The organism is Streptomyces sp. NPDC005805, assembly GCF_040630445.1.
In the GTDB taxonomy this organism is placed as follows: Bacteria; Actinomycetota; Actinomycetes; order Streptomycetales; family Streptomycetaceae; genus Streptomyces.
Genome location: NZ_JBEXXN010000100.1, coordinates 1 through 6,857 on the forward strand (window position 1 = coordinate 1; position 6,857 = coordinate 6,857).

At 75.3% G+C, this 6,857-nt stretch carries 7 protein-coding genes; all 7 read left to right on the forward strand.

The genetic code is table 11. The features are described from left to right. The first annotated feature begins 175 nt into the window (after window positions 1–175). Entirely contained in the window at window positions 176–619 is a 444-nt protein-coding gene (locus ABZ457_RS30135; RefSeq protein ID WP_359164135.1) for a DUF2752 domain-containing protein, read from the forward strand. A 140-nt stretch (window positions 620–759) separates the two neighbouring features. Then, complete coding sequence (gene trpC / locus ABZ457_RS30140) at window positions 760–1,569, forward strand: indole-3-glycerol phosphate synthase TrpC (RefSeq protein WP_359164117.1); 810 nt, start codon at window positions 760–762, stop codon at window positions 1,567–1,569. Between the two features lie 7 nt (window positions 1,570–1,576). Next, on the forward strand, window positions 1,577–1,834 hold the full coding sequence (locus ABZ457_RS30145) for a hypothetical protein (protein WP_359164120.1): 258 nt from the start codon (window positions 1,577–1,579) through the stop codon (window positions 1,832–1,834). A 368-nt stretch (window positions 1,835–2,202) separates the two neighbouring features. Continuing rightward, window positions 2,203–3,504, forward strand: coding sequence for a tryptophan synthase subunit beta (gene trpB, locus ABZ457_RS30150; protein WP_359164123.1), 1,302 nt, complete (start codon window positions 2,203–2,205; stop codon window positions 3,502–3,504). After that, window positions 3,501–4,316, forward strand: a complete 816-nt coding sequence (gene trpA, locus ABZ457_RS30155) for a tryptophan synthase subunit alpha (RefSeq protein ID WP_359164126.1) — start codon at window positions 3,501–3,503, stop codon at window positions 4,314–4,316. Before trpB ends, trpA begins: the two co-directional genes overlap by 4 nt. A 63-nt stretch (window positions 4,317–4,379) precedes the next feature. Further along, entirely contained in the window at window positions 4,380–5,216 is an 837-nt protein-coding gene (locus ABZ457_RS30160) for a thioredoxin domain-containing protein (protein WP_359164129.1), read from the forward strand. A 141-nt stretch (window positions 5,217–5,357) separates the two neighbouring features. Beyond that, entirely contained in the window at window positions 5,358–6,395 is a 1,038-nt protein-coding gene (gene lgt / locus ABZ457_RS30165) for a prolipoprotein diacylglyceryl transferase (RefSeq protein ID WP_359164132.1), read from the forward strand. Window positions 6,396–6,857: the final 462 nt, after the last annotated feature.

A 6,857-nucleotide genomic window follows, 5' to 3' on the forward strand; every position in this document is an offset into this window, starting at 1 on the left:
CATGCTGATCGTCCTCGCCGCCACCGGTGTCCTCCGCGGGCTCCAGGACACCCGCACCCCCCTGTACCGCTGCCGTTTCCCCGTGCACAATCACCCCGTGACCCCGGACCCCACGCCTTTGCCGCCCTCGACTGCCCCCGACCTCCCCGGGGCGCCGGGCGGCGCCGGGCCGGGCGTGCCCGGTCCGCACGCCGCCCCACCGGGCGGCCCCGCCGCCCCGCCCCCGCTCGCGCGGCGGCTCGTCGCCCCGCTGGCCGTGCTCGGCGGGGTCGGGGCCGCGTTCGCGTATGTCGGGGCCGTCGATCCGAACGAGCCCGGGCACTATCCCGTGTGCCCGCTGCTGAGCGTGACCGGGCTGTACTGCCCCGGCTGCGGCGGGCTGCGCAGTGCGCACGCCTTTGTGCACGGGGACCTCGCGGCGGCGTTCGGGGCGAACGCCGCCGCCGTCGCCGGGTATCTCGTCTTCGCCGTGCTGTGGGCCGTCTGGGTGGTGCGCGCGGTGCGCGGGAGGCCCATGAGGGTCGGGGTGCCGCCCCTGTGGGGGTGGGTCCTCGGCGGCGTGCTGGTGGTCTTCTCGGTCGTCCGGAACCTGCCGTTCGGCTCGGCCCTCGCGCCCTGAGACGGCAGGTGGGGGCGGGGGCGGAAGTCCCACACAATGGGACAGGCGGCGGCCGGATGCGGTTCCCGGGCGCTCCTGCGGATACCATCGAGAGGCTGAATCAGACCGTTTCGCCACCGTCCCGGAAGGGGGCCGCTCGCGTGAGTGTGCTCGACGAGATCATCGAAGGTGTGCGCGCCGACCTCGCGGGACGGCAGGCGCGTGTCAGCCTCGACGAGCTCAAGGAGCGCGCCGCCAAGGCCCCCACGGCCAAGGACGGCGTGGCAGCGCTGCGCGGCGACGGCGTCAAGGTGATCTGCGAGGTCAAGCGCTCCAGCCCCTCCAAGGGCGCCCTCGCCGCCATCGCCGACCCGGCCGGACTGGCCGCGGACTACGAGGCGGGCGGCGCGGCCGTCATCTCCGTGCTGACGGAGGAGCGCCGTTTCGGCGGTTCGCTCGCCGACCTGGAGGCCGTCCGCGCCCGGGTCGACATCCCCGTCCTGCGCAAGGACTTCATCGTCACCGCCTACCAGCTGTGGGAGGCGCGCGCGTACGGCGCGGACCTCGCCCTGCTGATCGTGGCCGCGCTGGACCAAGAGGCGCTGGTCTCCCTGATCGAGCGCGCCGAGTCCATCGGCCTCACCCCGCTCGTGGAGGTCCACGACGAGGACGAGGTCGAGCGCGCGGTGGACGCCGGAGCGAAGATCATCGGCGTCAACGCCCGCGATCTGAAGACCCTCAAGGTCGACCGGTCCACCTTCGAGACCGTCGCCCCCGAGATCCCGGCGCACATCGTCAAGGTCGCCGAGTCCGGTGTGCGCGGACCGCACGACCTCATCGAGTACGCCCGCGCGGGCGCCGACGCCGTCCTCGTCGGCGAGTCCCTGGTCACCGGGCGCGACCCCAAGGCGGCCGTCGCCGACCTCGTCGCCGCCGGCGCCCACCCCGCGCTGCGCCACGGCCGGGGCTGACCCCGGTATGACCGCCGTCCGCCGCACGCGCCGCAGCACCCCGGGCCCGCGCCCGGGGGCCGCGGGCGCGTCCGCGGCGACCGGCGGCGCCTACGCCCGCCTCGCCCGGGGCTGCCGGCCCCGCGGCTGCCGGGCCCCCGCCCGGCGCGTCCACGGACGCCGGGTCCGCTATGTCATAGGCGACGAGCCCGGCCAGGTCAACGGCATGCGATGGCGCGGCCCGCTCGCGCGCGGCACGGACCACGGCGGCGTCCTCACGGTGTGAGGCCGCGCCGGCGGTGACGTGACCGTTTCCCGGCCAGCATGTCGCTGCCGGCCCCGTCGCCGTCCCGTGCGCCGTCTCCGGCGCACCGGCCCGGATCCGGGACCACGGGGCGGCGGTACGCCCGGGCACGGCACGTCCCGCCGAGCGGACCGACCACCGGCCGGCCGGTCCGGCCCGCATCCGGACGTCCGGCCCGTCTCCCGGGCCGGAAGCGACCCGGACCGCACCGCCGGGCACCCCGGACGTGACCCGACGCCCCCGGCGACCCGGAACACCCCCCGCCCGGCCCGCCCGCGCGCAGCAGCCTCCCGCACCCATCCGACACCTTCGGGGGCGCCCGCCGCCCCCGCCCAAGGAGCACCGTCGCCATGTCCAGCGACCCCAGTGACTACTTCGTTCCCGATCCCGACGGCTCGGTCCCGAACCGCGAGGGCTACTTCGGCGCCTTCGGTGGCAAGTTCATCCCCGAGGCCCTCGTCGCCGCCGTCGACGAGGTGGCCGTCGAGTACGACAAGGCCAAGTCCGACCCCGCCTTCGTCGCCGAACTCGGCGAGCTGCTCGCCGACTACACCGGCCGCCCCAGCGCGCTGACCGAGGTCCCCCGCTTCGCCGAACACGCGGGCGGCGCCCGGGTGTTCCTCAAGCGCGAGGACCTCAACCACACCGGCTCGCACAAGATCAACAACGTGCTGGGCCAGGCCCTGCTCACCCGCCGCATGGGCAAGACCCGGGTGATCGCCGAGACCGGCGCAGGCCAGCACGGCGTCGCCACGGCCACCGCCTGCGCCCTCTTCGGCCTCGACTGCACCATCTACATGGGCGAGATCGACACCCGGCGCCAGGCCCTCAACGTCGCCCGGATGCGGATGCTCGGCGCCGAGGTCGTCGCCGTGAAGTCCGGCAGCCGCACCCTGAAGGACGCCATCAACGAGGCGTTCCGCGACTGGGTCGCCAACGTGGACCACACCCACTACCTCTTCGGCACCGTCGCCGGCCCGCACCCCTTCCCGGCCATGGTCCGCGACTTCCACCGGGTCATCGGCGTGGAGGCCCGCCGCCAGCTCCTGGAGCGCGCCGGACGGCTGCCCGACGCGGCCGTCGCCTGCGTTGGCGGCGGCTCCAACGCCATCGGCCTCTTCCACGCCTTCGTCCCCGACGCCGGCGTGCGCCTGATCGGCTGCGAACCGGCCGGCCACGGGGTGGAGACGGGCGAGCACGCGGCCACCCTCACCGCGGGGGAGCCGGGCATCCTGCACGGCTCGCGCAGCTACGTCCTCCAGGACGACGAGGGCCAGATCACCGAGCCGTACTCGATCTCCGCCGGTCTCGACTACCCGGGCATCGGCCCCGAGCACGCCTATCTGAAGGACTCCGGCCGCGGCGAGTACCGGGCCGTCACCGACGACGCGGCCATGCGGGCGCTGCGGCTGCTGTCGCGCACCGAGGGCATCATCCCGGCCATCGAGTCCGCGCACGCCCTCGCCGGCGCGCTGGAGGTCGGCCGCGAACTCGGCCCCGAGGGGCTGATCGTCGTCAACCTCTCCGGGCGCGGGGACAAGGACATGGACACCGCCGCCCGCTATTTCGGGCTCTACGACACCGACGCCGAGGTGGAGGCCGACGCCTCCGCCGACGACGGCGCCGCCGAGATCCAGGGGGACGCGAAGTGAGCGGCACCATCGACCTGCTGAACCGCACCCTCGCCGGGGCCCGCGAGGAGGGCCGCGCCGCCCTGATCGCCTATCTGCCCGCCGGCTTCCCCACCGTCGAGGTGGGCATCGAGGCCGTCAAGGCCGCGCTGGACGGCGGCGCGGACGTGGTCGAGGTCGGCCTCCCGCACAGCGACCCGGTCCTCGACGGGCCCGTCATCCAGACCGCCGACGACATCGCCCTGCGCGGCGGTGTCCGGATCGCCGACGTGCTGCGCACCGTCCGCGAGGCGCACGCGGCGACCGGAAAGCCGGTGCTGGTGATGACCTACTGGAACCCGGTCGACCGCTACGGCGTGGAGCGCTTCACCGCCGAGCTGGCCGAGGCGGGCGGCGCCGGGTGCATCCTGCCCGACCTGCCGGTCCAGGAGTCGGCGCTGTGGCGCGAGCACGCCGAGAAGCACGGGCTGGCCACCGTCTTCGTGGTCGCCCCGAGCAGCCGGGACGAGCGCCTCGCCACCATCACCGCGGCCGGCAGCGGCTTCGTCTACGCGGCCTCCCTGATGGGCGTGACCGGCACCCGGGCGTCGGTCGGCGCCCAGGCGGCGGACCTGGTGCGGCGCACCCGCGCCACCACCGATCTGCCGGTCTGCGTCGGGCTCGGGGTCTCCAACCCGGACCAGGCCGCCGAGGTGGCCGCCTTCGCCGACGGGGTCATCGTCGGCTCCGCGTTCGTCAAGCGGATGCTCGACGCGGACGGCGACGAGGCCGCCGTCGCCGCCGTACGGGAACTGGCGGGCGAACTCGCCGCCGGGGTCCGCGCCCCGAAGTAACTCGAACGGGTGGAAACCGGGCCGGGGAGGCACGCGGACGCCTCCCCGGTTCGTTTGCGGGGCGTGAGCGACAACCAAGAACGCCGAGGGACCGCGCGCGAGCGGCTCCAGCGCGAACGAGAGAAGGACAAGGCGCGCGAGCGCCGCCGCCGCACCCTGATCGTGGCCGCCGCCGTGGTCGGCGTCCTCGGCCTGGCCGCGGTCGTCGGTCTCGTCGCGGCCAACGCCGGCAAGGACGACGGCCCCAGCGAGGCGGGCCCGCTCAGCGCGCCCAGCGGCGTCCAGGGCGAGGAGCAGCTCGCGATCCCCGTCGGCGCGAGCGACGCCCCCTCCACCCTCACGGTGTGGGAGGACTTCCGCTGCCCCGCCTGCGCCCAGTTCGAGAACGCGCTGCGGAGCACCATCCACGACCTGGTGGAGTCCGGCCAGATCAAGGTCGAGTACCACCTCGCCACGATCATCGACGGCAACATGGGCGGCACCGGCTCCCTGCGCGCGGCGAACGCGGCGGCCTGCGCGCAGGACGCGGGCAAGTTCGCCGAGTACCACGACGTCCTCTTCATGAACCAGCCCCCCGAGCCGGACGACGCCTTCGCGGACAACGCCGAGCTGATCGAGCTGGCGGGCAAGGTCGACGGCCTGGTCACCCCCGCCTTCCGCACCTGTGTGGAGGACGGCACCCACGACAGCTGGGTGGAGAAGTCCAACACCGCCTTCCAGAACGGCGGCTTCCGGGGCACGCCCACCGTCCTGCTCAACGGGGAGTCCGTCTTCCCGACGAAGGGAGACGAGCAGATCTCGGTGGCCAACTTCAAGAAGTGGGTCGCGGAGGCGAACAAGGGCAAGCAGCCGGGCACCCGGCAGCCGTCCCCGGCCGGCAGCGGCCCCTCGCCGTCCTGACCGGCGCCCGTCGCCGCCCGGCCCGGGGGCACGCTGCCCCGCGGGGCCGGGGCGCTGCCCGCACGGGCAGGTCCCCGTTACCCAGACGTTGCCGGGTGGGTTGCCGTCGGCCCTGCCCGGCAGGGTAGCGTCGGGTCTGCCATGGACATCGCCTACATTCCCAGCCCGTCGACCGGGGTCCTCGAACTCGGACCGATCCCGCTGCGCGGCTACGCCTTCTGCATCCTCGTCGGCCTCTTCACCGCCCTCTGGATCGTCGACCGCCGCTGGGTCGCGCGCGGCGGCAAGAAGGGCACCACCTGGGACATCGCCGTCTGGGCGGTGCCCTTCGGTCTGATCGGCGGACGCCTCTACCACGTCGTCACCGACTACCAGCTCTACTTCGGCGAGGGCCGGGACTGGGTCGACGCCTTCAAGATCTGGGAAGGCGGGCTCGGTATCTGGGGCGCGGTCGCGCTCGGCGCGCTCGGCGCGTGGATCGGCTGCCGCCGCCGGGGGATCGCGCTCCCGCCGTACGCCGACGCGGTGGCGCCGGCGCTGGCGATCGCGCAGGCCATCGGGCGCTGGGGCAACTGGTTCAACCAGGAGCTCTTCGGCCGCCCGACGGACCTGCCCTGGGGTCTGCGTATCGACCCGGAGCACCGCCCGGACGCGACGGTCGACCTGGCGACCTACCACCCGACCTTCCTCTACGAGTCGCTGTGGTGCCTCGGCGTGGCCGCCCTCGTCTTCTGGGCCGACCGGCGCTTCCGCCTGGGCCACGGCCGGGCCTTCGCGCTGTACGTCGCGGGGTACACGGCGGGCCGGGGCTGGATCGAGTACATGCGGGTCGACGAGGCCCACACCATCCTGGGCCTGCGCCTCAACCTGTGGACCTCGATCATCGTCTTCGTCGCCGCGGTCGCTTACATGATCGTCTCGGCGCGGCTGCGCCCGGGCCGCGAGGAGATCGTCGAGCCGGACCCCTCCGACACGTCGAAGCCGGGCCCGGCCACGGCGAAGGCGCTGGCGGAGCCGTCCGCCGGTGCGGAGTCCGCGGACGCGGGCACGCCGTCCGGCGCCTCGGCCCCGGACGACGCCGACCCGGACACGGCCCCGGGCCCGGCGGACGCCGAGCCCGACCGGGACGCGGCCCCCGCCACGGACACCGGCACCAAGCCGACCGCCGGCAAGGGCTGACCCGCAGCGCACGCGCGAGGGCCGCCGGGGCACTGCCCCGGCGGCCCTCGCGTTTCCGGCGCCGCGCCGGGGCCGGCCGGGCGATGCACCCGCCCGGCAGGTCCCGACCGGCCCCGGGCGCCCGGGGCCGGTGCGGCGGCTCGCGAATGCCGCTGCCCCGCCCCGGCCGGGCGCGGCCCGGCTCGGTACGGCAGGCAGGCCTCTCGTTCCCGGCCGGGTCCCGGCGGGTGACCGCCCGAGGAGCGCCGCCCCTTCTCCGGTAGCCGGGTGTGGCCGTCGGGCAGGGAACTCACCCCGGCCGGGGGTCGTCCCGTCCGAAGGGCAGCGCCCCGTCGACCGGGCGGTCCGCCTGGTCCCCTGCGTCCACGAGCAGGATCAGGCAGCGCTCCCCGCCGGCCGGGCGGGGCCCGGCCCGGGCCCCCCCCCCCCCCGCGGGTCCGGGGCCCCTTCGGCAGAGGCCCC